Origin of the sequence: Streptomyces sp. NBC_01381, assembly GCF_026340305.1 — a bacterium.
Taxonomy (GTDB): domain Bacteria; phylum Actinomycetota; class Actinomycetes; order Streptomycetales; family Streptomycetaceae; genus Streptomyces.
Genome location: NZ_JAPEPI010000001.1, coordinates 1,272,923 through 1,297,980 on the forward strand (window position 1 = coordinate 1,272,923; position 25,058 = coordinate 1,297,980).

Genomic DNA, 25,058 nt, shown 5'->3' on the forward strand with positions numbered 1-25,058 from the left:
CATGGCAGCAGAAAGTGAGAGTCGCGGCGTGGCGCTTTCAGGGGCGTACGACGACGAGTTGCTCGCCCGGTCCGCCGTTCGGGCGCTGCTCGTGGAGGCCGAGCTGGCACCCAGGCCCGGTGCCGTCCGCGAGGACGTGACCGCCGTGCGGTGGGCGGCGAAGGCGCTGCATCCCGGCTTCGCCGCCATGGCCGCCGCCGCACGCCGCAGCGCGGAGCCCACGCAGGCCCTGCGCGAGGAGCTCGGGTCCATCGGCCGCGCGACCGAGCGGTCCATGCTGCGGGCGACGGGCGGCGTGAACACGCACCGGGGCGCCATCTGGGCGCTGGGGCTGCTCGTGGCGGCCACTTCCCTCCAACCAACCTCACACATAGGCAAGTTGACCGACACAGCCAAAGCCCTCGCCGCCCTCCGCGACCGCGCCCCGCCTCCCCTCGCCCGGCTCGACCGTCTCCGCGCGCTACGGCGCCGCAGGCGCCCGCGGCGAGGCGCGCGCCGGATTCCCGCACGCGCGGCGGGCGTTGGCCGCTCTGCGGGGCGGGACCTGCCACCCAGACGTACCCCTCTCCCTCATGAGCACCCTCCAGGACACCGGGGTCCTGTACGCCGCCGGACCCCACGGCCTCCGCGCCGTCCAGGCCGGGGCGCGGGCCGTGCTCGACGCGGGCGGCACCGCTACCCCCGAGGGCGCCGCACAGCTTGCCTCCTTCGACGCCGAGCTGCGCGAGCGCGGGCTGCGGCCGCGAGGCAGTGCCGCGCTGCTCGCCTGCGGGATCTTCCTGGAGGGGGTGCGCTAGGCCGAGCCGCGCCCGGGCCGGTACATGATCCTGCGCAGCACCGTCTCCGCCGGGCCCCGCCGCCCCGCCCGCTCCAACGCGTACGCACCCGCCACCGTGATCAGCCACACCCCCACCGCGAACAGCGCCATCGTCGCGCTCGACAGGTGCTCGCCCAGGCCGAGGCCCCAGGCCGCGAGGACGGGGGCGAAGAGGAGCGAGTGGGCGAGGTAGCAGGAGAGGGACCGTTTGCCCACGGCGGTCACGGCGGTGACGGCGGTGACGGCCGACAGGGCCCGAGTGCCCCCGCGGGACTCCCGCCCCGCCCACCAGTGCGCGAACAGCGCCACCGCCGCCACATATCCGAGCCCGGCCGCGTTCCCCGTCGCGTCCCGCAGCATCGTCAGGACGCCGCCCTCGCTCTGCGCGTCGTCCGGGACATCCAGCGCCCCCACGTGCGCAAGCGCGGCGGGCAGCGCCCCCAGCCACCCCACCGCGATGCCGATCACTGCGGTCCATCGCAGTAGGGGCAGGTGGCGGCCCGGGTTCTCCAGTACGCCCCTGCGCGCGGCCCAGAAGCCGAGCAGGAAGACGACGTACGCGCCGCCGACGAGGGAGAGCGGGGCGGCGGCGAAGGTCACGAAGAGCCCGCTGCCGATCCGCGTCCCCGCGGCCGCCACCCAGCTGGACTCGCCGGCGGCGTAGGCATCGGCGCCCGGTTCGGCACCGGCGTCCCCGAGTGACCCCAATTCCCCTGCCAGCAGGGCGGATACGACGGGCTGGGCGGCCAGCAGCACGAACTGCGCGGTGGCGATCCAGATCCACCACTTCAGCGCACGGTCGCTGCGCCGCAGGAACAGCCAGCCGAGGATGAGGCTGACCACCCCGTAGAAGCCGATGATGTCCCCGGCCATCAGGAGGGTGGAGTGCAGCAGCCCGATGACGATCAGGCACACACTCCGCCGCCGCAGCAGGCGCACCGCGTCCCGCTCCGAGGTTCCGGCCGCCGTCTGCCGCAGGAAGAGCCGCATCATCCCGTACCCGAAGAGGAACGCGAAGAGCGGATAGATGCGCAGGTCAAGGACGGTGATCATGGTGAACTGCGCGGCATGGTCCAGCCATCCGCCGTCCACCGGCTGCCACCCGGAAGGACCGTGCCGGGCCGCCGTCAGATGGAACGCAGTGTTGGACAGGACGATGAACAGCAGCATGAGCCCGCGCGCGAGGTCGGGTGCGAGGGCCCGCTCGGCGGGCAGCACGCCCGCACGGCGGGGCGCGGTGCGAAGGCCCGTCTTCGCGGTGCGGGCACCCGTGTTCTTGGTCTCGACCGTCATGCTTCGACGCTAGAAAGGCGGCAGCGGGGTGGGCATCCGCCTTCCGTTCTGAGGTGGCCGACGAAGGGATGCGGTCGGCTGCCGGTCCCGCCGACCAAAGTACGAAGCCGCTGTTGGCGGTGTGTTGGCGGAGCTGCCTAGCGTTCTTCCTGCCGGGCGTCACGGGGGCGCCCGGCATGAAACGGGGGAACGAACGGGGGATCGGGGCGGGGTACGGGGGAGCGAACGGGGGACGGGGCGGTGCGGAGATCTTCCGCGCCGCCCCGCGCGCTTGAGGCAGGCCGGCGGCCGCCAAAGACCCACCCCCGTTGGGGAGTTGTTGGCACCCTCCGCGAAGATCCGCGCATGACCATGAAGAAGATCGTCCGCTCCGTCGGCGTGCTCGCCGCCGCCGCGGGGCTCGTCGCGCTCAGCAATCCGGCGTACGCCGCGGGGGACGTGTACCAGGGCACCGGATGGCGGATCCTGAACGGCCGGGGGATCCAGTCGCTCAGCCCGGATCCGTACGTCATCCATCTCGTCGAGCCCAAGGCGTCCGAGACCAAGCTCACCGCCGCGCAGACCAAGACCGCCGAGTCCCAGCTGCGGGCGCAGCTGAAGAAGACCGCGGCGCAGCTGACCGCGGTCACGGGGACCAAGTTCACGCTGGCCAGTGGCTATCACAAGGAACAGAACGCCTGTAACACCGCCGAGCGTCACGTCATCACCGTCGGCCTGAAGTACCGGCCCTTCATGCCCGGCAACAAGCCGGGCTTCTCCCAGGCGCACCCCTGCTCGGCGAGCGGCAACCAGAGTGCGTGGGGCGGGTGGATATGGGTCGACAGCGAGTACTGGAAGCCGGGGGACTACGCGATAGGACCGGCGCGCATCTCGAACATGATGAGCCATGAGATCGGGCACTCGATCGGGCTCGACCACGCGAACGCCGACGGCCCGGACGCCAACAAGACCGTCGACCCCTTCGAGTGCGTCAGCAACAGCAGCAAGGACACCCCGGTCATGTGCTCGCCCAACGGCGGCCACGGCAGGGCGAAGGGCGGCAGCGAGGACCGCGTCAAGAAGTACGCCGGTCAGTACACGAAGTGGGACATCGCGGGGCTCAAGGCCCTCAAGGCCAACTTCAGCCGGTAGTAAGTGAGTTGAGCAGTTCTGGGCGCGTCGTCCCGTACGGCGCGCCCACGCCCCACGCCTGGTGCATGGCGTCGGCGAACGCCCCCGCGAGGCGGTGCTCGCCGGAGGCGTTGGGGTGCGTCCCGTCGTAGGTGTCGACGTCGATGTCGTACGACGCCGGGGACGAGGCCAGGAGCAGCGGGGACGTACCCGTGTCGAGGTCGGCGACCGCCTTCGCGAGCAGCATGTTGAAGCGGGCGACCTCCGCCGCGAACGGGGCGTCCGTGCGGGCCCGGACGTTCGGTATGACGGGGAGCATGACCATCCGGATGTGCGGGTTGGCCGTACGGGCCTGAGCGACGAAGCGGCGCATGTTCTCCGCGGTCTGCTCGGCGTTCGTGTAGAAGCCGAGGTCGATCAGGCCGAGGGAGATCAGCAGCACGTCGGGGCGGTCGCGCGTCACCGCGTCGGCGATCTGCGGCGCCATGTGCAGCCAGCCCTCGCCCCAGCCCGCGAGGTGGTTGCGGGGGAAGGCGGGGTCCGTGCCGTCGGCGTAGGCGTGCGACGTCGGTTCGCCGGTGGACTTGTCGTGCAGCGTCAGACGCGGGCCCACGACGGCGAAGCCCTCGCCGCCGAGCTCGCCCAGCTCGCCGAGCTCGCCCAGCGAGGACCGCAGGTGTTGCCACATCCGGTGGCGCCAGGTGTGTTCCCCGGCGCTTCCGATCGTCATCGAGTCGCCGACGAACATGAACCTGAGCATCCGCTCATCATCCCGGATCAAGGCCCCGGCCTGCGATGTGAGGCTCAACACCCGCCGGACGCCCGTCGCCCCGCGCCGGGGTGGCAGTCTTGGGCCATGCGTTCACTGCGTACTTCGATGGGTGCCATGGCTGCGGCCGCCGCCGGCTGCCTGGTCCTGCTCGGCGCCGCCGCTCCGGCCGCCGCCGACGACAGCCACGACGGGTTCACCATGAAGGACCCTCGCATCATCGAGTCCAGCGGCCTTGCCGCGTCCCGCGCCCACCCGGGCGTCTACTGGACGCACAACGACCAGGACAAGGGCGGGGCGCTGCTCTACGCCGTGGACGGCAAGACCGGCGAGACGGTCGCGACGATCACCATGACCGGCGTCGGGAAGCCACGCGACGTCGAGGCGGTCTCCGTCGGCAGCGACGGCAACCTCTACGTCGGCGACATCGGCGACAACCTCGGCGGCACCTGGTCCCACGTGTGGATCTACAAGCTGCCCGAGCCGAAGCAGCTCCGCGACCAGACCGTGCGCGCCACGCAGTACACGGTGAAGTACGAGGACGGGGCGCGCGACGCGGAGGCGCTGATGGTCCACCCCAAGACCGGGCGGATCTACATCGCCGACAAGAAGGAGGAGGGCGGGGCGCTGTACGAGGGGCCTGCGCAGATGTCCGCCTCCGGGGTCAATGTGTTCAAGCGGCTGGGGAAGACGGGCCTCTGGACGACCGACGGCGCCTTCTCGCCGGACGGCAAGCAGCTCGCACTGCGGGGCTATCTGGGCGGTGTCTCGTACGCCTGGAAGGGCGAGGGGAAGATGCCGGCGCGCGAGGGGCGGCTGAGCGTTCCCCTGCAGGGCCAGGGGGAGTCGGTGTCGTACACCCTGGACGGGACGACCCTCATGTACGGCACGGAGGGCGAGCAGGGCGAGGTCGAGCCGGTTGAGGTGGAGGGCGCGGGCGGCACCGCCGGTTCAGGCGGCGGAAGTTCGGGCCCGGATGCCGGGGATGGCGGGGGCGCCGGGCTCGACGGGGACTTCAAAGTGGGGGCGTTGGCCCTGGCCGTCGTGGTGGCGGCCTTCCTCGGCCTGAAGCGGGTGTTGCGGCGGCGCTGAGGATGAAGTCTGCGGGCCGTATGTGGCTGGTCGCGCAGTTCCCCGCGCCCCTTTGGGGCACGGAAGCGCACCCCGTGGGGCTTCGGGGCGCGGAAGTGCAGCGCTACTCGCCCAGTACCCGTACCTCGTAGTGCAGCGTCTTGTCCCGCGTGACCTTGTGGGTGAGCGGGACGAACAGGCCGTGCAGTACCGGGTACTTGCGCCTGAGCAGCTTCGCCGCGTGCTTGTTCTCCTCGCCGCCCTGGTCGAGCAGCCGCACCCGTGCCTTGATCTCGGGTCCTGTCGGTGCGCCGCGCAGTGTGGACGGGGCGATCTCGACCTCGGGGTTGCGGCGCATCCGCTTGGCCTTCCACGCCTTGGCGTAGGTGCGGACGTACGCGTGGTCGCCCTCGACGACGATGCTGACGGGGGCGCCCACGCCCGTGCCGTCCTTTTTGTGGCTCGTGAGCAGGACGGTGTACTGCTTCACGAACGGGGCGAGGGCGGGGCTCGCTGGGCTCATGGGTTTCGGCGTCATCCGTCCATACAGGCACTGATCGCCGTATATGTCACGCTCTCTGGGCGTCCTGCTCACCCTCGCGCCGGGCGACCAGGACGTCCAGGCCGTCGAGCAGCCGCTGCAGGCCGAACTCGAAGTGGTCGAAGTCCGCGCCGAACGCGTCCTCGGAGAGGCCGGCGAGCGCCGGGTAGCGGCCGCTGCGCATGATCCTGTCGAGGGCCGGGGCCTGCGCCTCCCAGAACTCCCGGTCGGACAGGCCGGTCTTGCGCACCGCCTCGATCTCGTGCACCTGGGTGCGGGCGACCCCGGTGACGTACCCCTCGGTCATGACGATCACCCCGATCAGCTCGGGGTCGGTCAGGCCCATCGGCTTGATCCGGGACAGCGTCCGGTCGAGGCCGCCGACGGCTCCGGGGCCGAGCACCGGGCGGGCCTGGTTGACCTGGAGCAGCCAGGGGTGGCGGCGGTAGAGGACGAGGGTCTCGCGGGCGTACTCCTCGACGCCCTCGCGCCAGCCGCCGGTCCAGGGTTCCGCGCCCTCGGGGTCCTCGGGGGGCGCGTACACGCGGTCCAGCATCAGGTCGAGCAGATCGGCCTTGCCGGGGACGTAGCGGTACAGGGACATCGTGCCGGTGCCGAGCTCCGTGGACAGGCGGCGCATCGAGACCGCGGTGATGCCCTCGGCGTCCGCAAGGCGCACCGCCTCGGTGACGATCCGCTCCAGGGTGAGCCCCGGCTTGGGGCCCCGCGCCGGGCGCTCGCCGCTGCCCCAGAGCATGTCGAGGCTGCGGGTGATGTCGCTGCCGGTGCGCTGGACGTCGCCGCCGTTCGTGCTCGTCATGGCGCTCAGCCTAATGGTCCGAGAAGTAATTGGGTACGGTGTACCCGCAAAACTGGGTACGGTGTACTCTCAATTGGGTACGCCGTACTCATAGGGCGCCGGGCTTAGCGCATAGGGCATAGGGCTTGTGGCGGAACTGGCTGGAGGGGCAGCGATGGACGGGAACGACTACGACCGGAACGACTACGCGGTACGGGCCGAGGGCCTGGAGAAGCGCTACGGCGAGAAGAAGGCCCTGGACGCCTTCGACCTCACGGTCGCGCGCGGCACGGTGCACGGACTGCTCGGGCCGAACGGTGCGGGCAAGACCACCGCCGTCCGCATCCTCTCGACACTGGTACGGCTCGACGGCGGGCGCGCGGAGGTCGCGGGCGCCGATGTCGTCCGCAGCCCCGAAGCCGTACGCGCCCGCATCGGCCTCACCGGGCAGTACGCGGCGGTCGACGAGGTGCTCAGCGGCCGGCAGAACCTGGAGATGTTCGGCCGCCTCTTCCATCTGGGCGGCAGGCGGGCGGCGCGCCGCGCCCAGGAACTCCTGGAGCAGTTCGACCTGGTGGAGGCGGCCGACAAGAGCGCGGGCGACTACAGCGGCGGCATGCGCCGCAGGCTCGACCTCGCCGCCTCGATGATCCTCGCGCCGGCCGTCCTCTTCCTGGACGAGCCGACCACCGGACTCGACCCGCGCGGACGCCTCGAAGTCTGGGACACCGTACGGAAGTTGGTCGCGGACGGCACGACGGTCCTGCTGACCACCCAGTATCTGGAGGAGGCCGACAAACTGGCGTCCCGGATCACCGTCATCGACCAGGGCCGCGCCATCGCCGACGACACCCCGGAGGGCCTGAAGTCCACGGTGGGCGGCAGCTGCCTGGAGGTCGTGGTGCGCGATGCCGCCGACCTGTCGGCGGCGTGGACGGCCGTGTCCCGCGTGGCCGACGGCGTACCGCAGACGAACGCCCTGGAACGCCGCGTCCAGGCGGACGTCACGGACCGGGTCGGCGCACTGACCGAGGTGGCGCGGACGCTCCAGGACCAGGGCATCGCGATCGAGGACATCGGCCTGCGCAGGCCGAGCCTGGACGACGTGTTCCTGCGGCTGACGGGACACCGGGCGGAGCCGCCTGCGGAGTCGCCCGCGGAGCCGCTGACCGATGCCGACGCGAAGCACGACGAGAAGGACGGAGTGGCGGCATGAGCGTCGCACTGACCGCGGACACCTCGCGCGGGCGCCTCTACTGGACGCTCGCCGACTCCTGGAACATCACCCGCCGCTATCTCACCCACTACCAGCGCCGCCCGGTCTACATCGCCTGGCAGCTGGGCTTCCCGATCATCTCCGTACTCCTGTACGGCTTTGTCTTCGGCGAGGCGATGAAGGTGCCCGGCGGCGGCGAGGACGGCGACTACAAGCAGTTCCTGATGCCCGGCATGTTCGTGATGACCATGGCCTTCGGCTTCATGAACACCGCGATGGGCGTCGTCACCGACTCCACCAAGGGCGTCATCGACCGCTTCCGCTCGATGCCGATGGCGCCGTCGGCGGTGGCGTCCGGGCGCGGCCTCGCCGACCTCATCGTGGCCTGCGCCGAGCTGACGATCCTCGCCCTGACGGCGCTGGCCATCGGCTGGCGGTCGAGCGCGGGCCTGCCGCAGACCCTGGCGGCCTTCGGCCTCCTCCTGCTGCTGCGCTTCAGCCTGATCTGGGTGGGCGTCTACCTGGGTCTCGTCGTCCCGACCCCGGAGGCGGCGGGCGGCCTCTACGCGGTCGCCTTCCCGCTCACCATGATCTCCAGCGTCTTCGTGGCGCCGTCGCTGATGCCGGACTGGCTGGCGCCGATCGCCGCGTGGAACCCGGTGTCCTCCACGGGCACGGCGGCACGCGAACTGTTCGGCAACCCGGGCGCGGGCGGCGCGAGCTGGGTGGAGCAGCACGCGATCCTGATGGCGGTGGTGTGGCCGCTGGCGGTCTCGCTGCTGTTCCTGCCGCTGGCGGTAAGGAAGTTCAAGCAATTGAGCCGCTGAGGAGTTTTTCCGTACGCGAACGGGGGCGCCCGGCACGGTGTGTGCCGGGCGCCCCCGTCGACGTACGAAGAACCATCTATCGCTACAGCTTGTCGATCACGTAATCAATGCACTTGGTCAGCGCCTCGATGTCCGCCGGGTCGATCGCCGGGAACATGGCAACGCGCAGCTGATTGCGGCCCAGCTTGCGGTACGGCTCGGTGTCCACGATGCCGTTGGCCCGCAGTGCCTTGGCGACGGCAGCGGCGTCGATCTCGTCCGCGAAGTCGATCGTGCCGATGACCTGCGAGCGCTTGGCCGGGTCCGTGACGAACGGCGTCGCGTACTTGGACTCCTCGGCCCAGCCGTACAGCGTGCGCGAGGAGGCAGCCGTGCGGCCGGTCGTGAACTCCAGGCCGCCCTGGCTGTTCATCCACTCCAGCTGCTCGCCGAGCAGGAAGAGCGTGGCGAGCGCCGGCGTGTTGTACGTCTGGTTCTTGCGGGAGTTGTCGATCGCCGTCGGGAGGCTGAAGAACTCCGGGACGTGGCGGCCGGACGCGTGGATCCGCTCGGCGCGCTCGATGGCGGCCGGGGAGAAGACACCGATCCAGAGGCCGCCGTCCGAGGCGAAGGACTTCTGCGGGGCGAAGTAGTAGACGTCCGTCTCGGCGATGTCGACGGGGAGGCCGCCGGCGCCGGAGGTGGCGTCCACCAGGACGAGGGAACCCGCGTCCGCGCCGGCCACCCGCTTGATGGGGGCCGCGACGCCGGTCGAGGTCTCGTTGTGCGTGAACGCGTAGACGTCGACGCCCGCCTCGGCCTGCGGCTCCGGGTGCGTGCCCGGGTCGCTGCCGATGACGGTGGGCTCGGCCAGCCAGGGGGCGAGCTTCGAGGCCTTGGCGAACTTGGAGGAGAACTCGCCGAAGCTGAGGTGCTGCGACTTGTTCTCGATCAGGCCGTGCGTCGCGATGTCCCAGAAGGCGGTGGAGCCGCCGTTGCCCAGGATCACCTCGTATCCCTCGGGGAGGGAGAAGAGGTCGCGCACACCCTCGCGCACCCGGCCGACCAGGTTCTTGACCGGGGCCTGGCGGTGGGAGGTGCCGAGCAGGGAGGTACCGGTGGCGGCGAGGGCGTCCAGCGCCTCCGTGCGCACCTTGGAGGGGCCCGCGCCGAAACGTCCGTCGGCGGGCTTGATGTCAGCGGGAATCTGGATCTCAGCCACGGGGCGAGCCTAGCGGCTCAGGGCACGGGGTCTGACGGGTGTCCGCCGGGTGAGATCGCGTCGCCACGCGGGGTGGACGCCGCGGGGCTCCGCCCCGGACCCCGCTCAAGGCCGCCGCTCCGCGGCGGATCTTTCCCGCCCACCCACCCGATTGCCCCGCAGATCTTTCAGCCTGTCGAGGGGGTCCCCCCTGCTCTTTAAGAGCTTGGGGGAGTTTGAGGACGAACTCGGCGGAGCCGGGGGATTCGGGTAGGGGCGGGATTGGGGAAGAGAAGACGCATGAACGACCACGGAGACCTGGAGCGCGCCCTACGAAAAGCCGTCAGCGGAGACGTGGACTTCTCCACGACCGCCCGCGCCCTGCACACCATGGACGCCTCCAACTACAGACGCGTCCCGCAAGGCGTCCTCGCCCCGCGCGACGCGGACGACGTGGCGGCGGCACTCACGGTCTGCCGGGAGCACCGCGTCCCCGTGGTCGCCCGCGGCGCAGGCACCTCCATCGCAGGCCAGGCCACCGGGGTGGGCCTCGTACTCGACTTCACCCGCCACATGAACCAGATCACCGCCCTGGACGCGGACACGCGAACGGCGACCGTCCAGCCAGGAGTGATCCTGGACAACCTCCGCAACGCGGCCGGCCGCCACGGCCTCACCTTCGGCCCCGACCCCTCCACCCACAACCGCTGCACCCTCGGCGGAATGATCGGCAACAACTCCTGCGGCTCCCACTCGGTGGCCTGGGGCACCACCGCCGACAACGTCCACGGCCTGAAGGTCATCACTTCGGGAGGCGAAAGACTCAACCTCGCCCAGGGCTGGGAAGGCGCTCCCGAGGGCCTGCGTCCCTTGGTGGACGCCGAGTTGAAGCTCCTGCGGACCGGCTTCCCGGAGCTGCCCCGCCGCATCTCCGGATACGCCCTGGACGCCCTGCTCCCCGAGCACGGCGTCGACCTGGCCCGCGCCTACTGCGGCTCGGAGGGCACGCTCGCCGTCCTGACGGAAGCGACCGTGCGCCTCGTCGAGGCTCCACGCGCGCGTGCCCTCGCCGTTCTCGGATACGCGGACGAGAGCGCGGCGGCGGAAGCGGCGGCCGCACTGCTTCCGCACGGCCCGCTGACGGTGGAGGGCATGGCCGCCGACCTGGTGCGCGGCGCGGAAGGGCTGCCCAGGGGCGGCGCCTGGCTGTTCGTGGAGACGGGCGGCGGCAGCGAGGCCGAGGCACGCGCGCGTGCGGAGGCGATCGCGAAGGCGGCTTCCGGCGACGGCGGCTCCGTGGACTCGCTGGTGGTGACCGACCCGGCGGGACAGCGAGCGCTGTGGCGGGTCCGCGAGGACGCCAGCGGGACGGCGACGAGGATGCCGGACGGCAGCGAGGCATGGCCGGGCTGGGAGGACTGCGCGGTCCCGCCGGCCCGGCTGGGCGCGTATCTACGGGACTTCAGGGCGCTTCTCGCGGACCACGGCCTGCGCGGCACTCCGTACGGCCACTTCGGGGACGGATGCATCCACGTACGCATCGACTTCGACCTGATGAGCGAGGAGGGCGTACGCGGCTTCCGGCGCTTCTCGGAGGACCTGGCGGAGGTGGTGGTCGCGCACGGCGGATCACTCTCCGGCGAACACGGCGACGGCCAGGCGCGGGCGGAACTGCTCCCCAAGATGTACGGCAACGACTTGGTGCGCCTCTTCGAGCGGGTGAAGGGAGCATGGGACCCGGCGGACCTCCTGAACCCGGGAATGCTGGTGCGCCCCGCGCCGCTGGACGCGAACCTCCGCTTCACCCCGCTGCCGAGAAAGCCGGTGGACGTCGCCTTCGGCTATCCGCACGACGGCGGCGACTTCTCGGCGGCGGTGCGGCGATGCGTCGGGGTCGCCAAGTGCCGTACGGAGTCGACGGGTTCGGCGGGTAGCGGGGTGATGTGTCCCTCCTACCGGGCGACGGGCGAGGAGGAGCACTCGACGCGGGGCAGGGCCCGGCTGCTGCACGAGATGCTGGCGGGAGAGGTGGTTACGGACCGCTGGCGCTCGACGGAAGTCCGCGAAGCCCTGGACCTCTGCCTCTCCTGCAAGGGCTGCCGCTCGGACTGCCCCGTGGGCGTGGACATGGCCACGTACAAGGCGGAGTTCCTGCACCACCACTACGAGGGCAGGCGCCGCCCCGCGTCGCACTACGCGATGGGCTGGCTGCCGCTGTGGCTACGCCTCGCGTCCCGCACCCGCACGACCCGCCTGGCCAACGCCCTGTCCCGTGTAGGCGTGTTGGCGGACTTGGCCAAACGCGTCGCCGGTATCGCCCCGGAACGAGAGATCCCGCGGCTCGCCCCGGAGACGTTCCGCGGCTGGTGGCTCAGGCAGTCACGCCGCAAGGGAACACAGATCACGTCGTCCGACCGCTTCGTGGTCCTATGGCCGGACACGTTCACGGATCATCTCTCGCCGGAGGTGGGACGGGCGGCGGTGCGGGTACTGGAGGACGCGGGGCTGACGGTCTTCGTGCCGGGAAGCGGGGTGTGCTGCGGCCTGACGTACGTATCAACGGGCCAACTGGACCGCGCGCGTAAGGTCCTGAGCCGAACCCTGGACCACATGGAGCCGCTCCTGGAGGGCGGCGCACCGGTGGTCGTCCTCGAACCGAGCTGTGCCGCGGCCCTGAAATCGGACCTGGTCGAACTCCTAGGCGAGGACGACGAGCGGGCGCGGCGCCTCGCCTCCGCGGTCCGCACGTTCGCCGAGGTCCTGGAGGAACGCGCCCCCGACTGGCGCCCGCCGCGCATCGACCGCCCGGTGGTCGGCCAGACCCACTGCCACCAGCACGCGGTCCTGGGCGACGGCCCGGAACGCAGACTCCGCCAGAAGGCAGGCTTGGAGGGCGAGTTGAGCGGAGGCTGCTGCGGCTTGGCGGGCAACTTCGGCTTCGAGGCGGGCCATTACGAGGTCTCACGAGCCTGTGCGGAGGAGCAACTACTCCCGACGGTGCGCTCGGCCCCGCCCTCGTCGGAGATCCTGGCGGACGGCTTCTCTTGCCGTACGCAGCTGGAGCAGTTGGGGGAGGGGGTTCGGGGGCGGCATCTGGCGGAGGTACTGGCGGAGGGGCTTCGGTGATCCGGTGGTTGATTGGCGCCGGGGCCGCCCGGTTGTCCTGAGGTTGGCGGTTCCGGGCCGGGCGTAAAGGGCGCTCCTTCGTCGCGTCGGCTGCGCCGATTCCGCTTCGCTCCACCCTTGACACCCGTCCCTCCACCGCGAGAAGCGTGATGACCGGGCGGCCACGAAGCGGGGCTCACGGGGACCACCCGGCGGGCCATCCGGCTTTCCTGCCGGGTGCGGACTGGTTCGTATCAGTGCAGCCGGGCGGGAGGGGTGCGCGGCCGGTCCGGGGATGGGTCCCGGTCTCGTCAAGCGTCTGCCGACCGGATCTTCCGGGGTGGCGGCCGCTTGCGGGGTGGCCGTCACGCGGCACCGGTGCTGGGGGGTGGGGGACCTACTTTGGGAAAGTTGCGTTCTGGCACGAAGGGGGCGCACGCCATGCGAAACACAACTTTGCCGAAGTAGGTCGCCCCGGAACCGCCAACCTCAGGACAACTGGGCGGCCCCGGCGCCCTGTTCGCCGCAGGTGGCATTCACCGCCTTGAACGTGAGCCATACGGTCTTGCCCACCGAGTGTTCCGTGACACCGAAGGCGTCGGACAGTTCGCGGGCCAGGTGCAGGCCTCGTCCCGTGCAGTCGTCCGCGGTGGGCGTCGACGGCGTGGGGTAGCCGTCACCGCTGTCCCGGACCGTGACGCGGAGCTCGGCGTCTGCGCGTGAGATCGAGAGGCCCAGCTCGAATTCGCGGCCTTGGGGGACCCCGTGCAGCAGCGCGTTCGTGGCCAGCTCGGACACGCAGAGGCGGATGTCGTCGTGTCGTTCCGTGATGCCCCAGGTGGTGAGGGTGTCGAGGGCGAAGGCGCGGGCTGCGCGGACAGATCTGGGATGCCGGGGGAATCGTCGTTGCTGTGACAGGCGCACAGTGAACCACCGCCTTGTGCAGGGAGGTTGTACGATCGAGCAGGACCGTACTGCTATTCACGAATAGCAGCAAGGTTGGGCCAAGGCGGCGACCTACAGTGAGTTGGCTACGGTACGAAGGCGGCGCAACGCAGCAAGAAGCCCTCCGGCGCAGTGGAGTTCACGATGACCAGCAGTGGTGACTGGGTCAGTACGTCGATGCCGTATCTCACGCCGACGGGCCGGGAGCGCCCCGAGGCATGGGGTGCTGAAGCGGCCGCTGCGGGGCGCAAGGGGACTCAGCGCATCGTTCAGGCCGGTGAGGTTCCGGCGCCCGGTGAGGTGGCCGAACTGCTCGGCGTGACCGAAGGGGGGCCCGTGGTCGTTCGGCGTCGGATCATCGAACTCGACGGCGAACCCAATGAGTTGACGGATACCTATTACCCCGTTGAGATCGCCGGGGGGACTCCGCTGGCCGCCACGGCCAAGATCCGTGGAGGCGCGGTGACTCTGCTCGCCGAGCTCGGGCACTCCGGGGTCACGGTGCGCGAGGACGTCACTGCCCGGATGCCGAGCGAGGAGGAGCGGGCGGCCCTTCGCGCAGGTCCGGACGAGCCGGTCCTGCGGCTGGCCCGGGTCACCCTGGACGCGGAGGGCCGGGCCATCCAGGCGGACTTGATGGTGATGCCTGCCACCCGCCAGCGGCTGCGCTACGAGATTCGGATCGGATGAACGTGCCCCGTACCGATGCCAATGCGTCCGACCGCCGCGCGCTGCATGAACGCATCGCCGCCGATGTGCGGGACGAGATCATGAGCGGTGAGCTGGCGCCGGGTGCCAGGCTCCCCTCGACGGCGCAGCTCAAGGCCAGATTCGATGCGTCGAGTGCCACTGTGCAGAAGGCGCTGCAGCTGCTCAAGGATGAGGGCCTGGCCGTCGGCCGGGCCGGGGCGGCGGTCACCGTCCGCGAGCACCGCCAGCGGACCCTGCGGCCTGCCGCGTACATGGCTCCTGCCGGGGACGGGCGCCCGTATCGCTGGCTGACCGAGGCCGCCGAGCACGGCGCGAGCCCTCGGAGCACGCTGCTGGAGGTGGCCGAGGTGGTGCCGCCGGCGGATGTCTCGGCGGCGCTGGGGCTCGCCGGTGGCGGTGTGGCCGTGCTGCGCCGCCAGCTGCTCAGCATCGACGACGAGCCGGCGGAGCTGGTCGCCTCCTACTATCCGGTGGAGATCGCCCGGAGCACCCCGATCACGGAGCGGCGCAGGATTCGTGGTGGCACCCCGGCCCTGCTGTCCGGGCTCGGCTTCCCTCCGCGGCTCAGTGTCGACCGGGTCTCGGCGCGGGTGCCCACCCAGGAGCAGTACACGGCTCTCCTGCTCCCCAGCAGCCTCCCGGTGCTGCGCACCCTGCGCGTCGTCTACAGCGATGACGAGCGGCCCATCGAGGCGACGGTGATGGTCAAGGCGGGCCACCTGTACGAGCTGCAGTACGAGTTCGTGCCGTCCTGAGCTGCCGCCGGCGGCGTCGGGTGAGATGCCAACTGACGTGCTGTAGTCGGGGGGCTCTGCTGTTCCGGCGGTGTATTGGCGCCGGGGCCGCCCGGTTGTCCCGAGGTTGGCGGTTCCGGGCCGGGTGTAAAGGGCGCTCCGCTGCGCTACGCGTCGGCTTCGCCGATTCCGCTTCGCTCCACCCTTGACACCCAACCCTCCACCGCGAGAAGCCAATTGACCGGGCGGCCACGAAACGGGGCTCACGGGACTGCGGGGATGGGTCATCCGGCTTGAGCGCCGGGTGCGGACTAGTTCGTAGCAGCGCTGCCCGCTGAAGGGGTGGGAGGGGTGCGCGGCCGGTCCGGGGGTCGGTGCCGGTCTCGTCAAGCGGGCGCGGACCGGATCTTCCGGGGTGGCCGTCGCTTCCCGGCCGAGAGGTGGGGGTGGGGACCTACTTTGGAAAAGTAGTGTTCTGGCACAAGGGGGGCGCGCGGCACTGCGAAACGCAACTTTGCCGAAGTGGGTTCCCCACACCCCCCTCTCGCCCTTCTCGCGGCCGGGGCCGGTCCGCACACGCTTGACGAAACCCGCCACCCATCCCCGAACCGACCGCGCAGTCCGTCCATCCCTTCAGCGGGCAGCGCTGCTACGAACAAGTCCGTACCCGGCAGGAAAGCCGGACGCCCCAAGGGCCCGTCCCCGTGAGCCCCGCTTCCTGGGCCGCCCGGTCATATGGCTTCTCGCGGTGGAGGGTTGGGTGTCAAGGGTGGAGCGAAGCGGAATCGGCGCAGCCGACGCGCAGCGCAGCGGAGCGCCCTTGACTCCCGGCCCGGAACCGCCAACCTCGGGACAACCGGGCGGCCCCGGTACGAACACCACCACCGGCCCACATCACTGCCTGGACCCCAAAGAAATTGACCGGGATTTCTCGTGCCCAATTGCACTCGTCCAGAGGTCTTTCCGCTTCATAGAGTGGTGATCACAACGCAGCGAACCCCGCTGCCGAGCCGAAGAGGACACCGCCATGAGCAGCAAGAACACCGACTTCTCCGCCCTCCTCACCCGCGCATCGGACGCCGAGACCTCCGCCGATCCGAGCAGCGTGATGACCCTCCTTGCCGAGACGGACGGGCCGGAGGGCGGGTTCACCACGTACCGCTCCACGTTCGCCGAAGGCGCCGTCGGTGCTCCCGCGCACCTCCACACCAAGGCCACGGAGCTGTTCTTCGTGATCAGCGGCTCCCTCCAGGTCCTCGTCGGCGAGGAGATCACCGTCCTGAACGCCGGTGACTTCCTCGCCGTGCCGCCGCACACCCCGCACGCCTTCGCCGCCGCCCCGGGCTGCACCGCGGACGTCCTGTTCGTCTTCACGCCCGGCATGGCCCGCTTCGACTACCTGCGCCTGCTCGGCAGCGTCATGCGCGGCGAGACCGACCCGAAGAAGATCGCTGAGTCCTCCGAGCGCTACGACAACCACTACGTCGACAGCCCCGTCTGGCGAGACGCCCTCGCCGCCTCGTGAGCGCACCTCACCTCGGAATGTGGACGCGGTTTGCGTACAGCAGTGAAACCGCTCCACAATCCTGACGTGGTCTACTACCTTGGACGAGGCAGTCCAGGTGAGTGGACTGGCCGAGGCTGGAGAAGTGGAAGGGTTGGCTGTGGACGCGTCGAGGAGTGGCCAGGAGGCGGCAACCGGCGGGCGGTGGGGTGCCCTCGGGCCCGTCGGGCTGGTGCTCGCGGGCGGCGTCTCCGTCCAGTTCGGCGGCGCCATCGCCGTGAGCGTGATGCCCAAGGCGGGAGCCCTCGGCATCGTGACCCTGCGGCTCGCCTTTGCCGCTCTGGTGCTGATGATCGTCTGCCGGCCCCGGCTGCGCGGGCACTCGCGTGCCGACTGGGGGACCGTCGTCGCCTTCGGTGTGGCCATGGCCGGGATGAATGGGCTCTTCTATCAGTCCGTTGCCCGGATTCCCATGGGGCCCGCCGTCACCCTTGAAGTGCTCGGGCCGCTTGCCCTGTCCGTCTTCGCCTCCCGGCGTGCGCTGAATCTGGTGTGGGCCGGGCTCGCGTTGTGCGGGGTCTTTTTGCTGGGCGGGGGCGGTGGCTTCAGTTCGCTTGATCCTGTTGGTGTCGCGTACGCGCTTGGCGCCGGTGCCATGTGGGCCACGTACATCGTCTTCAGTGCGCGTACCGGGCGGCGCTTTCCGCAGGCCGACGGGCTTGCGCTCGCCATGGTCGTCGCCGCCGTGCTCTTCATGCCGCTCGGGTTCATCGAGTCGGGGGACAAGCTCATTCAGCCGGAAGTTCTCGGGCTTGGTGCTGCCGTTGCTGTGATGTCGTCGGTGCTCCCTTACACCCTGGAACTGCTCGCCCTGCGGCGGCTTCCCGCCTCCACCTTTGCGATCATGATGAGTCTGGAACCGGCCATCGCCGCCGTCGCCGGATTCCTCGTCCTGAACCAGGCCCTCTCCGTGAACGAGGCCCTCGCGATCTCGCTGGTCATCGCCGCCAGCATGGGCGCCGTCCGCACCCAGGTCGGGCGCAGGTCGGCCCGTGGCGGGGGTGTCGTCGCGGGGGGTGCGGGCGGTGTCCCGGAGACGGAACCCGCCCCCGAGCCCGCCCCCAAGCCCACCCTCGAGCCCGCCATGAGCGCCGTCGCCGAACCCCTCCCGGAGTCGTCCGGAAAGTAATGCAAGCACGCTTGCTTGTTTCTCCGGGCGCTGCCATGCTCCGGGGCACACCGTCGTGCCCCGAGGGGAGCGCCCCGTGTCCGAAGCTGTGCCCGTACTCGACGATCTGCGCAGTGAGAGTGAGGAACTCGACCAGCTGGTAGAGGGGTTGGGGGATGAGCAGTGGGCGCTCGCCACGCCCGCCGCCGGCTGGACCGTCGCCCATCAGATCGCCCATCTCGCCTGGACCGACCGGGCCGCGTTCATCGCCGTGACCGATCCTGATGCCTTTGGGAAGTTGGTCGAAGAGGCCCTTGCCGCTCCCGGCTCGTTCGTCGACGACGGGGCCGAGGAAGGGGCCGGTCTGCCGCCCGCCGAGCTGCTCGCGCGGTGGCGGGCGGGGCGTGCGGAGCTCCTGGCGGCCCTGCGCGCCGCCCCTCGCGGCACCCGCTTTCCCTGGTACGGGCCGCCCATGTCCGCCACCTCCATGGCGACCGCGCGGCTGATGGAGACCTGGGCCCATGGGCAGGACGTCGCCGACGCGCTCGGCGTCCGGCGGACCCCCACCGACCGGCTGCGGCATGTGGCCCATATCGGGGTGCGGGCCCGTGACTTCTCCTTCGGCGTGCATGGGCTGAGCGCGCCCGGTGAGGTCTTCCGGGTCGAACTTGTCCTTCCTTCCGGTGAGTTGTGGGTGCAGGGGCCTGAGGATGCCGGGCAGCGCGTCACCGGGCCCGCTCTCGACTTCTGTCTGCTCGTCACCCAGCGCGCCCATCGGGACGATCTCTCCGTACGCGCCGAAGGCCCCGACGCAGAGCGGTGGCTCGATGTCGCGCAGGCCTTCGCGGGGCCCGCCGGACCGGGACGCTCGGCGACGGGAGCCACCCCGTGAGCCGCATCCTGCGCGTCGGCAACGCCTCTGGGTTCTACGGCGACCGCTTCGACGCCATGCGCGACATGCTCACCGGCGGCCCGCTCGACGTCCTCACCGGCGACTATCTCGCCGAGCTGACCATGCTGATCCTCGGGCGCGACCGGCTCAAGGACCCGTCGCGGGGGTACGCGAAGACCTTCCTGCGGCAGCTGGAGGAGTGTCTGGGGCTCGCCAAGGAGCGGGGCGTCCGCATCGTCGCCAATGCCGGTGGGCTCAATCCGGCCGGACTTGCCGATGCCGTAAGGGAGTTGGCCGGTCGGATTGGGGTCGAGACCAACGTCGCGTACGTCGAAGGTGATGATCTCGGCGGGCGCTTCCCCGGCGCGCTCACCGCCAACGCCTACCTCGGCGGCGCCGGAATCGCCGAGTGTCTGAGGGGCGGGGCCGACGTCGTCGTCACGGGGCGTGTGACCGATGCCGCGCTCGTCACGGGGCCCGCCGCCGCGCACTTCGGATGGGCGCCGGACGACTACGACCGGCTCGCGGGAGCCGTCGTCGCCGGGCACATCCTCGAGTGCGGGACACAGGCCACCGGCGGCAACTACGCCTTCTTCAACCAAAGGCCGGGGCAGCTGCTCCGGCCCGGATTTCCCCTCGCCGAGATCCACGAGGACGGGTCAAGCGTCATCACCAAGCACGCCGGCACCGGCGGCCTCGTCGACGTCGGCACGGTCACCGCGCAGCTCCTGTACGAGACGTCCGGCGCCCGGTACGCCGGACCCGATGTCACCGCCCGGCTCGACACGGTCACCCTCACGCAGGAGGGGCCGGACCGCGTCCGCGTCGGCGGTGTGCGCGGCGAGGCGCCGCCCCCGACCCTCAAGGTCGGCCTGAACCGGCTCGGCGGCTTCCGCAACGAAGTCGTCTTCGTCCTCACCGGGCTCGACATCGAGGAGAAGGCCGCCCTCGTGCGGGCGCAGATCGAGGACGCGCTCGGGGGCGCCAAGAAAGCGCCCGCGGAAGTGCGTTGGGACCTCGTGCGCACCGACAGGGCCGACGCCCCCACCGAGGAGACCGCGAGCACCCTGCTGCGGCTCGTCGTGCGCGACCCGCAGCAGGAGCCCGTCGGCCGCACCCTGAGCGGCGCCGCGATCGAACTGGCCCTCGGCAGCTACCCCGGATTCCACGTGACGGCACCCCCGGGCAAGGGCGCCCCCTACGGAGTCTTCGAAGCCGCGTACGTCGAGCGGGGCGAGGTCCAGCATGTGGCGGTGCTCCCGGACGGGGAGCGGTTCTCCGTGCCGCAGGGTGCCGAGACCCGCGTACTCGAAGAACTCGAAACCCCACCGCTGCCCGAACCCCTGCCGCAAGGCCCCACCCGCCGCGCCCCCATCGGCCTCGTCGCCGGCGCCCGTAGCGGCGACAAGGGCGGTGACGCGAACGTCGGCGTGTGGGTGCGGACGGACGAGGCGTGGCGGTGGCTCGCCCACGAACTGACCGAGGAGCGCTTCCGTGAACTCCTCCCGGAGACCGCCGACTTGACCGTCGTACGCCATGTCCTGCCGAATCTGCGCGCGCTGAACTTCGTCGTCACCGGGATCCTCGGCGAGGGAGTCGCCTCGCAGGCCCGCTTCGATCCGCAGGCCAAGGGCCTGGGCGAGTGGCTGCGCGCCCGCCACGTCGACATACCGGAGGCCCTGCTGTGAGCCCGGAGGTACTGCTGTGACCGTCCTAGCGTCCGCGCTCGACCCCGCGAGCCCCGAGTACGCCGAACACCGCGAGGCCATGCTCGCCAAGCTCGACGGGCTCGGCAGTGAACAGGCCAAGGCCTTGGAGGGTGGTGGCGAGAAGTACGTCCAACGGCACCGGAAACGGGGGAAGTTGCTGGCGAGGGAGCGCATCGAGTTGCTTCTCGACCCCGATACGCCCTTCCTTGAGCTGTCCCCACTGGCGGCCTGGGGGAGTGACTATCCCGTCGGTGCCTCGATGGTCACCGGTATCGGTGTCGTCGAGGGCGTGGAGTGTCTGATCACCGCCAACGACCCGACCGTACGCGGCGGGGCGAGCAATCCGTGGACGTTGAAGAAGGCCTTCCGGGCTCATGAGATCGGGCATGCCAATCGGCTGCCGTCCATCCATCTCGTCGAGTCGGGGGGTGCCGATCTGCCGTCCCAGAAGGAGATCTTCATCCCGGGGGGTGCGATGTTCAAGCACCTCACCCAGTCGTCCGCCGCCGGAATCCCCACGGTGGCCGTCGTGTTCGGCAACTCGACCGCGGGCGGCGCGTACGTACCGGGCATGAGCGATCACGTGATCATGGTCAAGGAGCGGGCCAAGGTCTTCCTGGGCGGGCCGCCGCTGGTGAAGATGGCCACCGGCGAGGAGAGCGACGACGAGTCGCTCGGCGGCGCCGAGATGCACGCCCGCACCTCCGGCCTCGCGGACTATCTCGCCGAGGACGAGCGGGACGCGCTGCGGCAGGCCCGGCGGGTCGTCAAACGGCTCAACTGGCGCAAGGCGTACGCCGATCCGGTCACCGTCGTCGAGCCGCCGAAGTACGACGAGGACGAGCTGCTCGGCATCGTGCCCGGCGATCTGAAGGTGCCCTTCGATCCGCGCGAGGTCATCGCCCGCATCGTCGACGGCTCCGATTTCGATGAGTTCAAGCCGTTGTACGGGGCCAGTCTCACGACCGGGTGGGCCCAGCTGCACGGCTATCCCATCGGCATCCTCGCCAACGCGCAGGGCGTTCTCTTCAGCGAGGAGTCCCAAAAGGCCGCCCAGTTCATCCAGTTGGCGAACCAGCGTGACATCCCGCTGCTCTTCCTGCACAACACCACCGGCTACATGGTCGGCAAGGAGTACGAGCAGGGCGGCATCATCAAGCACGGGGCCATGATGATCAACGCCGTCTCGAACTCGCGCGTCCCGCATCTTTCCGTCCTCATGGGGGCGAGTTACGGGGCCGGGCACTACGGCATGTGCGGGCGGGCCTACGACCCGCGCTTTCTCTTCGCCTGGCCCAGCGCCAAGTCCGCCGTCATGGGGCCGCAGCAGCTGGCAGGGGTCCTGTCGATCGTGGCCCGCGCCTCCGCGACCGCCAAGGGGCAGCCCTACGACGACGACGCGGACGCCGCCCTGCGGGCCATGGTGGAGCAGCAGATCGAGTCGGAGTCCCTGCCGATGTTCCTCTCGGGGCGGCTCTACGACGACGGGGTCATCGATCCCCGCGACACCCGCACCGTCCTCGGCCTCTGCCTGTCCGCGATCCACACCGCCCCCTACGAGGGTGCGCGTGGCGGCTTCGGCGTCTTCCGGATGTGAGGAACTCCCCGTGATTACTTCCCTGTTGGTCGCCAACCGCGGCGAGATCGCCTGCCGCGTCTTCCGCACCTGCCGCGACCTCGGCATCGCGACCGTGGCCGTGTACTCCGACGCCGACGCGGACGCCCTGCACGTGCGCGAGGCCGACTCCGCCGTACGCCTGCCGGGCTCGGCGCCCGCCGACACCTATCTCCGCGGCGAACTGATCGTGAAGGCCGCGCAGACGGCGGGCGCGGACGCCGTCCATCCCGGCTACGGCTTCCTCTCCGAGAACGCGGACTTCGCGCGCTCCGTGCTCGACGCGGGGCTCGTCTGGATCGGGCCGCCCCCCGAGTCCATCGAGGCCATGGCGTCCAAGACGCGGGCCAAGGAGCTGATGGGCATCGCGTCGCTCGACTCGGTCACCGAGGCCGACCTTCCGGTGCTGGTGAAGGCGGCGGCGGGCGGCGGAGGGCGCGGCATGCGCGTCGTACGTGAACTGGCCGTGCTGGAAGGGGAGTTGGTGGCCGCCCGCGCGGAGGCGGCGAGCGCCTTCGGGGACGGTGAGGTCTTCGTCGAGCCGTACGTCGAGGGCGGCCGGCACGTCGAGGTGCAGATCATGGCCGACGCGTACGACACCGTGTGGGCGCTCGGCACCCGGGACTGCACGCTTCAGCGCAGGCACCAGAAGGTCATCGAGGAGTCCCCGGCGCCCGGCCTCGGGGACGGTCTCATCGAGACGCTGCACGCGCAGGCCGTGCGGGCGGCGCGCGTGACCGGGTATCGCGGGGCGGGCACGGTCGAGTTCCTCGTCGCGGGCGACAAGGCACACTTCCTCGAAATGAACACCCGCCTTCAGGTCGAACACCCCGTGACCGAGGCCGTGTTCGGGATCGATCTCGTCGCGCTGCAGATCCGGGTCGCGGAGGGCGAGGCGCTGGAGGGCGAGCCGCCGACCGCGCGCGGCCACGCCGTCGAGGCCCGGCTCTACGCCGAGGACCCGGCCACCGCATGGGCCCCGCAGACCGGCACCCTGCACCGCATCGACGTGCCCGGCGTGCGCCTCGACACCGGGTACGCGGACGGCGACACGATCGGTGTGCACTACGACCCGATGCTGGCCAAGGCCATCGCGTACGCCCCCACCCGCGCCCAGGCCGTGCGCAAGCTGGCGGGCGCCCTGGAGCGGGCCACCGTCCACGGCCCGGTCACCAACCGGGAGTTGCTCGTTCGGTCCCTTCGGCACCCGGAGTTCACCGAGGCCCGCATGGACACCGGCTTCTACGACCGGTACGTCACCGAACTCGCCACGGCCGCACCCGACCCCCACGCCCCGCTGGCCGCCGCGCTCGCCGACGCGCACGGCCGCTCGCGGTTCGGCGGCTGGCGCAACCTCGCATCGCAGCCCCAGGTCAAACGCTTCCGCAGCGAGCCGGACGGCACCGAGCACGAGGTCGGTTACCGGCACACGCGGGGCGGATTCACCGCCGACGGGGTGCGGGTCGTGTCCGTGGCCCGCGATCTCGTCGTACTCGAAGTGGACGGCGTACGACGGCAGTTCACGGTCGCGCGGTACGGCGACGACCGGGTGTACGTCGGCGGGGTCGCCCTCACGCCGCTGCCGCTGCTGCCCGAACCCACCGCTCGCCAGGAGCCCGGCTCCCTGCTCGCCCCGATGCCCGGCACCGTCGTGCGCCTGGCGGAGGGACTCGCCGAGGGGGCGACGGTGGCCGCCGGGCAGCCCCTCATCTGGCTGGAGGCCATGAAGATGGAGCACCGCATCTCCGCCCCCGCCTCCGGCACGCTCACCGCCCTGCACGCCGAGCCCGGCCGCCAGGTCGAGGTCGGCGCGCTGCTCGCAGTCGTAGACGTAGACGTCGAAGCCGCCGTTGGCGCCGTACAGGAGGAGCAATCCGTATGAGCACCGTCCTCGAAACCGAAGAGCACAAGGATCTGCGCGCCGCAGTCGCCGCCCTCGGCAAGCGCTACGGCCGCGAGTACATGAACGGCGTCGTCAAGGCCGAAAGCCACCCCGACGAACTGTGGGCGGATGCCGCCAAGCTCGGCTACCTGGGCGTGAACCTGCCCGAGGAGTACGGCGGCGGAGGCGGCGGCATAGCCGAACTCTCCATAGTCCTGGAGGAGTTGGGCGCGGCGGGCTGCCCCCTGCTCATGATGGTCGTCTCGCCCGCGATCTGCGGAACCGTCATCGCCCGCTTCGGCACCGACGAGCAGAAGCGGGCCTGGCTGCCGGGCCTGGCCGACGGCAGCCGCACCATGGCGTTCGGCATCACCGAGCCCGACGCGGGATCCAACTCCCACCGCATCACGACGACCGCGCGCAAGGACGAAGCGACCGGCGACTGGCTGCTCACCGGCCGCAAGGTGTTCATCTCCGGTGTCGACATCGCCGACGCGACGCTCATCGTGGGCCGCACGGAAGACGCCAAGACGGGCAGCCTCAAGCCCTGCCTCTTCATCGTGCCGCGCGAGACGGAGGGCTTCCAGCGGCGCCAGATCGAGATGGAACTCCAGGCCCCGGAGAAGCAGTTCGAGCTGGTCCTCGACGACGTACGCCTCCCGGCGGACGCGCTGGTGGGCGACGAGGACGCGGGGCTGTTGCAGCTCTTCGCCGGCCTCAACCCCGAGCGGATCATGACGGCGGCGTTCTCGATCGGCATGGCTCGGTTCGCGCTCGGCCGCGCCGTCGAGTACGCCAAGGAACGCAGCGTGTGGAAGAGCCCGATCGGCGCCCACCAGGCGATCGCGCACCCGCTCTCGCAGTGCCACATCGACATCGAACTGGCCCGCCTGATGATGCAGAAGGCCGCCCGGCTCTACGACGAGGGCGACGACATGGGCGCCGGCGAGGCGGCCAACATGGCGAAGCTGGCGGCCGCCGACGCCTGTGTGAAGACCGTCGACCAGGCGGTGCACACGCTGGGCGGCAACGGCCTGACGAAGGAGTTCGGCATCGCCTCGCTGATCGTGGCGTCGCGGGTGGCACGGATCGCCCCGGTGAGCCGGGAGATGATCCTCAACTTCGTGTCGCACCAGACGCTGGGGCTTCCGAAGTCGTACTGACGCCAAG

At 70.7% G+C, this 25,058-nt stretch carries 20 protein-coding genes and 1 pseudogene; 15 read left to right on the top strand and 6 right to left on the bottom strand.

Features of this window, described 5'->3' with window-relative positions; genetic code table 11:
* Position 1: 1 nt before the first annotated feature.
* Positions 2-797, top strand: a pseudogene (locus OG453_RS06205) (triphosphoribosyl-dephospho-CoA synthase).
* Here OG453_RS06205 and OG453_RS06210 read toward each other — a convergent pair.
* A complete protein-coding gene (locus OG453_RS06210) occupies positions 794-2,110 on the bottom strand; it encodes a DUF418 domain-containing protein (RefSeq protein WP_266865272.1) in 1,317 nt (438 codons plus the stop codon). The pseudogene OG453_RS06205 and the gene OG453_RS06210 sit on opposite strands and share 4 nt — an antisense overlap.
* Positions 2,111-2,455: 345 nt before the next feature.
* Here OG453_RS06210 and OG453_RS06215 point away from each other — a divergent pair, with 345 nt between their 5' ends.
* Positions 2,456-3,241, top strand: coding sequence for a hypothetical protein (locus tag OG453_RS06215; RefSeq protein WP_266865274.1), 786 nt, complete (start codon positions 2,456-2,458; stop codon positions 3,239-3,241).
* Here OG453_RS06215 and OG453_RS06220 read toward each other — a convergent pair.
* Entirely contained in the window at positions 3,231-3,980 is a 750-nt protein-coding gene (locus OG453_RS06220) for an SGNH/GDSL hydrolase family protein (protein ID WP_266865276.1), read from the bottom strand. The genes OG453_RS06215 and OG453_RS06220 overlap by 11 nt on opposite strands.
* A 96-nt stretch (positions 3,981-4,076) precedes the next feature.
* On the opposite strand from OG453_RS06220, the gene OG453_RS06225 reads away from it, so the two are divergent.
* Positions 4,077-5,081 carry a WD40 repeat domain-containing protein gene (locus OG453_RS06225; protein ID WP_266865278.1) on the top strand — a complete coding sequence of 335 codons (1,005 nt, stop codon included), beginning with the start codon at positions 4,077-4,079 and terminating at the stop codon, positions 5,079-5,081.
* Between the two features lie 103 nt (positions 5,082-5,184).
* Here the strand turns inward: OG453_RS06225 and OG453_RS06230 are convergent, their stop codons facing one another.
* Complete coding sequence (locus OG453_RS06230; RefSeq protein ID WP_266865280.1) at positions 5,185-5,583, bottom strand: PPOX class F420-dependent oxidoreductase; 399 nt, start codon at positions 5,581-5,583, stop codon at positions 5,185-5,187.
* Between the two features lie 46 nt (positions 5,584-5,629).
* Positions 5,630-6,421, bottom strand: a complete 792-nt coding sequence (locus OG453_RS06235) for a TetR/AcrR family transcriptional regulator (protein WP_266865282.1) — start codon at positions 6,419-6,421, stop codon at positions 5,630-5,632.
* Between the two features lie 154 nt (positions 6,422-6,575).
* Here OG453_RS06235 and OG453_RS06240 point away from each other — a divergent pair, with 154 nt between their 5' ends.
* A complete protein-coding gene (locus tag OG453_RS06240) occupies positions 6,576-7,616 on the top strand; it encodes an ATP-binding cassette domain-containing protein (RefSeq protein ID WP_266865284.1) in 1,041 nt (346 codons plus the stop codon).
* Positions 7,613-8,443, top strand: a complete 831-nt coding sequence (locus OG453_RS06245) for an ABC transporter permease (RefSeq protein WP_266865286.1) — start codon at positions 7,613-7,615, stop codon at positions 8,441-8,443. The genes OG453_RS06240 and OG453_RS06245 overlap by 4 nt, the downstream gene beginning before the upstream one ends.
* 82 nt (positions 8,444-8,525) lie before the next feature.
* Here the strand turns inward: OG453_RS06245 and serC are convergent, their stop codons facing one another.
* Positions 8,526-9,644 (bottom strand): phosphoserine transaminase, encoded by a 1,119-nt coding sequence (gene serC, locus OG453_RS06250; RefSeq protein WP_266865288.1) that lies wholly within the window; start codon positions 9,642-9,644, stop codon positions 8,526-8,528.
* 279 nt (positions 9,645-9,923) lie between these two features.
* Here serC and OG453_RS06255 point away from each other — a divergent pair, with 279 nt between their 5' ends.
* On the top strand, positions 9,924-12,749 hold the full coding sequence (locus OG453_RS06255; protein ID WP_266865290.1) for an FAD-binding and (Fe-S)-binding domain-containing protein: 2,826 nt from the start codon (positions 9,924-9,926) through the stop codon (positions 12,747-12,749).
* A 468-nt stretch (positions 12,750-13,217) separates the two neighbouring features.
* Here the strand turns inward: OG453_RS06255 and OG453_RS06260 are convergent, their stop codons facing one another.
* Positions 13,218-13,652 (bottom strand): ATP-binding protein, encoded by a 435-nt coding sequence (locus OG453_RS06260; RefSeq protein ID WP_266865292.1) that lies wholly within the window; start codon positions 13,650-13,652, stop codon positions 13,218-13,220.
* A gap of 165 nt (positions 13,653-13,817) precedes the next feature.
* Here OG453_RS06260 and OG453_RS06265 point away from each other — a divergent pair, with 165 nt between their 5' ends.
* The 9 genes from OG453_RS06265 (at position 13,818) to OG453_RS06305 (ending at position 25,051) form a co-directional block, all read left to right on the top strand.
* Entirely contained in the window at positions 13,818-14,363 is a 546-nt protein-coding gene (locus OG453_RS06265; RefSeq protein WP_266865294.1) for a GntR family transcriptional regulator, read from the top strand.
* Entirely contained in the window at positions 14,360-15,139 is a 780-nt protein-coding gene (locus OG453_RS06270) for a GntR family transcriptional regulator (protein WP_266865296.1), read from the top strand. The genes OG453_RS06265 and OG453_RS06270 overlap by 4 nt, the downstream gene beginning before the upstream one ends.
* A gap of 1,006 nt (positions 15,140-16,145) precedes the next feature.
* On the top strand, positions 16,146-16,643 hold the full coding sequence (locus OG453_RS06275; RefSeq protein WP_266865298.1) for a cupin domain-containing protein: 498 nt from the start codon (positions 16,146-16,148) through the stop codon (positions 16,641-16,643).
* A 139-nt stretch (positions 16,644-16,782) separates the two neighbouring features.
* A complete protein-coding gene (locus OG453_RS06280; protein WP_266865300.1) occupies positions 16,783-17,811 on the top strand; it encodes a DMT family transporter in 1,029 nt (342 codons plus the stop codon).
* A 76-nt stretch (positions 17,812-17,887) separates the two neighbouring features.
* The gene (locus tag OG453_RS06285; RefSeq protein ID WP_266865302.1) at positions 17,888-18,682 is read left to right on the top strand and encodes a TIGR03084 family metal-binding protein; all 795 of its coding nucleotides are present in this window, start codon (positions 17,888-17,890) and stop codon (positions 18,680-18,682) included.
* The gene (locus OG453_RS06290) at positions 18,679-20,370 is read left to right on the top strand and encodes an acyclic terpene utilization AtuA family protein (protein ID WP_266865304.1); all 1,692 of its coding nucleotides are present in this window, start codon (positions 18,679-18,681) and stop codon (positions 20,368-20,370) included. Before OG453_RS06285 ends, OG453_RS06290 begins: the two co-directional genes overlap by 4 nt.
* 16 nt (positions 20,371-20,386) lie before the next feature.
* A complete protein-coding gene (locus OG453_RS06295; protein WP_266865307.1) occupies positions 20,387-21,988 on the top strand; it encodes an acyl-CoA carboxylase subunit beta in 1,602 nt (533 codons plus the stop codon).
* Positions 21,989-21,998: 10 nt separating this feature from the next.
* Positions 21,999-23,888 carry a biotin carboxylase N-terminal domain-containing protein gene (locus OG453_RS06300; RefSeq protein WP_266865309.1) on the top strand — a complete coding sequence of 630 codons (1,890 nt, stop codon included), beginning with the start codon at positions 21,999-22,001 and terminating at the stop codon, positions 23,886-23,888.
* Complete coding sequence (locus OG453_RS06305) at positions 23,885-25,051, top strand: acyl-CoA dehydrogenase family protein (protein WP_266865311.1); 1,167 nt, start codon at positions 23,885-23,887, stop codon at positions 25,049-25,051. The genes OG453_RS06300 and OG453_RS06305 overlap by 4 nt, the downstream gene beginning before the upstream one ends.
* Positions 25,052-25,058 lie beyond the last annotated feature (7 nt).

What these genes read in the sequence shown, in the direction of transcription:
- OG453_RS06210 (WP_266865272.1), bottom strand. Translation starts at nt 2,110, where the DNA reads ATGACGGTCGAGACCAAGAACACGGGTGCCCGCACCGCGAAGACGGGC.
- OG453_RS06215 (WP_266865274.1), top strand. Translation starts at nt 2,456, where the DNA reads ATGACCATGAAGAAGATCGTCCGCTCCGTCGGCGTGCTCGCCGCCGCC.
- OG453_RS06220 (WP_266865276.1), bottom strand. Translation starts at nt 3,980, where the DNA reads ATGCTCAGGTTCATGTTCGTCGGCGACTCGATGACGATCGGAAGCGCC.
- OG453_RS06225 (WP_266865278.1), top strand. Translation starts at nt 4,077, where the DNA reads ATGCGTTCACTGCGTACTTCGATGGGTGCCATGGCTGCGGCCGCCGCC.
- OG453_RS06230 (WP_266865280.1), bottom strand. Translation starts at nt 5,583, where the DNA reads ATGAGCCCAGCGAGCCCCGCCCTCGCCCCGTTCGTGAAGCAGTACACC.
- OG453_RS06235 (WP_266865282.1), bottom strand. Translation starts at nt 6,421, where the DNA reads ATGACGAGCACGAACGGCGGCGACGTCCAGCGCACCGGCAGCGACATC.
- OG453_RS06240 (WP_266865284.1), top strand. Translation starts at nt 6,576, where the DNA reads ATGGACGGGAACGACTACGACCGGAACGACTACGCGGTACGGGCCGAG.
- OG453_RS06245 (WP_266865286.1), top strand. Translation starts at nt 7,613, where the DNA reads ATGAGCGTCGCACTGACCGCGGACACCTCGCGCGGGCGCCTCTACTGG.
- OG453_RS06255 (WP_266865290.1), top strand. Translation starts at nt 9,924, where the DNA reads ATGAACGACCACGGAGACCTGGAGCGCGCCCTACGAAAAGCCGTCAGC.
- OG453_RS06265 (WP_266865294.1), top strand. Translation starts at nt 13,818, where the DNA reads ATGACCAGCAGTGGTGACTGGGTCAGTACGTCGATGCCGTATCTCACG.
- OG453_RS06270 (WP_266865296.1), top strand. Translation starts at nt 14,360, where the DNA reads ATGAACGTGCCCCGTACCGATGCCAATGCGTCCGACCGCCGCGCGCTG.
- OG453_RS06275 (WP_266865298.1), top strand. Translation starts at nt 16,146, where the DNA reads ATGAGCAGCAAGAACACCGACTTCTCCGCCCTCCTCACCCGCGCATCG.
- OG453_RS06305 (WP_266865311.1), top strand. Translation starts at nt 23,885, where the DNA reads ATGAGCACCGTCCTCGAAACCGAAGAGCACAAGGATCTGCGCGCCGCA.